Origin of the sequence: Mesorhizobium intechi, assembly GCF_002879535.1 — a bacterium.
Taxonomy (GTDB): Bacteria; Pseudomonadota; Alphaproteobacteria; order Rhizobiales; family Rhizobiaceae; genus Mesorhizobium; species Mesorhizobium intechi.
Window position 1 is genome coordinate 1 of the sequence record NZ_PNOT02000077.1, and the last position, 3,811, is coordinate 3,811.

2 protein-coding genes and 1 pseudogene are annotated in these 3,811 nt (G+C 62.4%); all 3 read left to right on the forward strand.

Going from position 1 to position 3,811, the window contains the following annotated elements:
* A partial coding sequence (locus tag C1D09_RS07135) for an N-acetylmuramoyl-L-alanine amidase family protein (RefSeq protein WP_208760357.1) occupies nucleotides 1-423 on the forward strand: 423 nt, incomplete at its 5' end.
* A 213-nt stretch (nucleotides 424-636) separates the two neighbouring features.
* The gene (locus C1D09_RS07140) at nucleotides 637-3,093 is read left to right on the forward strand and encodes a penicillin-binding protein 1A (RefSeq protein WP_143973616.1); all 2,457 of its coding nucleotides are present in this window, start codon (nucleotides 637-639) and stop codon (nucleotides 3,091-3,093) included.
* Nucleotides 3,094-3,219: 126 nt separating this feature from the next.
* Nucleotides 3,220-3,811, forward strand: a pseudogene (locus C1D09_RS07145) (PCRF domain-containing protein); the annotation flags it as partial.

Sequence of the window (3,811 nt, forward strand, 5' to 3'; positions counted from 1 at the left end):
ACCGTCTACACCGTCTCCGACAAGGCATCGGATCCCGAGGCGCAGGCACTCGCCGACCGCGAAAATCTCTCCGATCAGTTCGCCGGTATGGTCATCAAGGACGACAACAAGGAAGTGACCGACATCCTGATCGACCTCATCCGCCGCGAGACGCACACCTTTTCGATGAGTTTCGCTCACACGCTGGTCGGCCAGCTGTCGACCAGCGTCGGCCTCATCAACAATCCGCAGCGTTCTGCGGGCTTCAAGGTGCTGAAGGCGCCGGATGTCCCATCGGTTCTGGTCGAACTCGGCTATCTCTCGAATGCCAAGGACGAGGCGCAGCTGCTTAACGCGGAATGGCGCGGCAAGGCCGCACAAAGCATCACCAATGCCGTTGCGCTGTTCGCATCCGCCAGGGCGGGGGCCGGAACCGGAGGTTGACATGCCTTGCGGTGCCTGCAACCACAGGCGGCGTTGCTGTATGACAACACTCGGTGCCTTTATTTGCGGCGGGCGGTCACGAAATCAGGCCTTGCCGTATTTTGTCCACATGGTGGCGACATGGGTTTTCGAATACGGATTGGGACCGGCTCGAAAGCTTGCGTGGAAGGCGGCTTCGTTTAGGAAATTCCCGAACCAAGGACTGGAGCGGGTATGATTCGTCTCATTGGCTATTTCTTCGGCATCGGCACGACGCTGGCCCTTCTGGTCGCGGCGGGCGTTGCCATTTACATCAGCCACCTGTCGAAGGATCTGCCTGACTACGAAGTGCTGGCCAAATACGAGCCGCCGGTGACCACGCGCATTCATGCCTCGGACGGATCGTTGATGGCCGAATATGCGCGCGAGCGGCGCCTGTATTTGCCGATCCAGGCTATCCCGGATCGCGTCAAGGCGGCCTTCCTGTCTGCGGAAGACAAGAATTTCTACAACCACCCCGGCATCGACGTGACCGGCCTTGGCCGTGCCATCATCGTCAACTTGCAGAATTTCGGCTCGGGCAGGCGCCAGGTTGGCGCCTCGACGATCACCCAGCAGGTGGCCAAGAACTTCCTGTTGACCGCGGACCAGACCTACGAGCGCAAGATCAAGGAAATGATCCTGGCCTTCCGCATCGAGCAGGCCTATCCCAAGGATCGTATCCTCGAGCTCTACCTCAACGAAATCTTCTTCGGTTTCGGCGCCTATGGTGTCGCCGGCGCGGCGCTTACCTATTTCGACAAGTCGGTGAACGAATTGACCGTGGCCGAGGCCGCCTACCTGGCATCGCTGCCGAAAGGCCCCAACAACTACCATCCTTTCAAGCATGCCGATCGCGCGATCGAGCGCCGCAACTGGGTCATCGATCAGATGGTCGAGAATGGCTACGTCACGCGCGAGGAAGGCATCAAGGCCAAGGCCGAACCGCTCGGCGTGACGCCGCGCCGCACCGGCACCTATCTGTTCGCCGGCGAATACTTCACCGAGGAGGTGCGTCGCCAGATCATAGCCCGCTACGGCGAGAACGCGCTCTACGAAGGCGGCTTGTCCGTTCGCACCACGCTTGATCCGAAAGTTCAGCTCATCGCCCGCAAGGCGATGCAGAACGGTTTGATCAAATACGATACGCTGCGCGGCTATCGCGGGCCGGTGACGTCAATCGACATGTCCGGCGACTGGGGCGTCCGGTTGGCCGCCGTCAAGGGGCTGGAGGACGTCCCCGAATGGTCGCTGGCCGTCGTGCTCGACTCCTCGGCATCAGGCCTCTCGATAGGCCTGCAGCCTGCACGCCAGGCATCGGGCGACATCGTCAAGGAGCGGGTCGAAGGCACCGTCAGCAAGGACGATATGGGCTTTGCCATGCGCCATGTGGTCGACGGCAAGACGGTCAAGGCCAAATCGCCGGCCGACGTGCTGAAACCCGGCGACGTCGTCTTCGTGCAGAAGAACGAAGGCTCCGACAATGCTTACAGCCTGCGCCAGGTTCCCGAGGTGGAAGGCGGGCTGATCGCCATGGATCCGCACACCGGCCGTGTACTGGCGATGGTCGGCGGTTTCTCCTATGCCCAGTCCGAGTTCAACCGCGCCACCCAGGCGATGCGCCAGCCGGGCTCCTCGTTCAAGCCGATCGTCTATTCCGCCGCACTCGACAATGGCTATACGCCGGCCTCGGTGATCATGGACGGACCGATCACCATACAGAGCGGCAACACGACCTGGACGCCGAAGAATTATGACGGCACCGTCGCCGGGCCGGCAACCCTGCGCTCCGGCATCGAGAAGTCGCGAAACCTGATGACGGTGCGGCTTGCCAACGACATGGGCATGAAGCTGGTCGTCGAATATGCCGAGCGCTTCGGCGTATACGATCACCTGGCGCCGTATCTGCCGATGGCGCTGGGCTCCGGCGAGACGACCGTCATGCGCATGGTTTCGGCCTATTCAATCATGGCCAATGGCGGCAAGTCGATCAAGCCGTCGCTGATCGACCGCATCCAGGACCGCTACGGCAAGACCGTGTTCAAGCAGGATGAGCGTGGCTGCGAGGGCTGCAACGCCCCTGAATGGAAGAACCAGCCGGAGCCGGAACTGGTCGACAATTCCGAGCAGGTGCTCGATCCGATGACCGCCTACCAGATCACCTCGATGATGGAAGGCGTGGTGCAACGCGGCACCGGCGCCACCATCGGCGAACTCGGCCGTCACATTGCCGGCAAGACCGGCACCACCAACGACGAAAAGGACGCCTGGTTCATCGGTTACACGCCGAACCTCGTGGTCGGCCTCTACATGGGTTACGACACGCCGCGCGGCCTTGGCCATGGCGCCACCGGTGGCGGTCTCGCCGCTCCGATCTTCAAGGATTTCATGCGCGTGGCGCTGGACGGCACGCCCAATGTCGACTTCAAGGTTCCGGACGGCATGAACCTGATCGCCATCAATCGCAAGACCGGTATGCGTGCGACGTCGGGCGATCCGGGCACCATCATCGAGGCCTTCAAGCCGGGCACCGGTCCCGCCGACAGCTATTGGGTGATCGGCATGGGCGCCGACGGCTCCAACGCGTCGGGCGGCGCACTGTCGCCGCAGGCCAACCAGGCGATCCAGGACGGCGGCGGCGGGCTCTACTGACGAGGCCGGCTGCGGATCGCTGGGCTGGCCTGGGGCCGGCCCATTTCGCTTTACACATGGCGGCGCCGTCCCTATGTATCGCGCCGACCGAAGTGTCACTTCAGCAACAGGACCAAATACCAGGCCATGCGCGCGGAAACGCAGAATATTGTCGATGAGATCAGGCAGGCGATAACCCTGCTGAGGAGGCATCTTTGACTGGGATCAGGCCATAAAGCGGCTTGAATACCTGAATGTGCGGGCCGAGGACGCCAGCCTCTGGAACGAACCACTGGAAGCTCAGAAGCTGATGCGCGAGCGCCAGGGCCTCGAGGAGGGCATCGCCGCGGTCAAGGGCCTGACCCAGGCGCTGGAAGACAATGTCGGCCTGATCGAGCTCGGCGAGGAAGAGGGCGACGAGGGCGTCATCGCCGAGGCCGAGGCGGCAATCCGCTCGATGCAGGGCGAGGCCAAGGCCCGCCAGGTCGAAACACTGCTTTCGGGTGAAGCAGACGCCAACGACACCTATCTCGAAATCCATGCCGGCGCCGGCGGTACCGAACGCCAGGACTGGGCCTCGATGCTTTTGCGCATGTACACGCGCTGGGCCGAACGCCGCCGCTTCAAGGTCGAGGTGCTGGAAGTGCATGACGGCGAGGAAGCCGGCATCAAGTCCGCGACGCTGATGATCAAGGGCCACAATGCCTATGGCTGGCTGAAGACCGAATCCGGCGTCCAC

Bases quoted from the DNA above. Each gene is read 5' to 3' on its own strand.
- C1D09_RS07140 (WP_143973616.1), top strand. From the start codon at position 637: ATGATTCGTCTCATTGGCTATTTCTTCGGCATCGGCACGACGCTGGCC.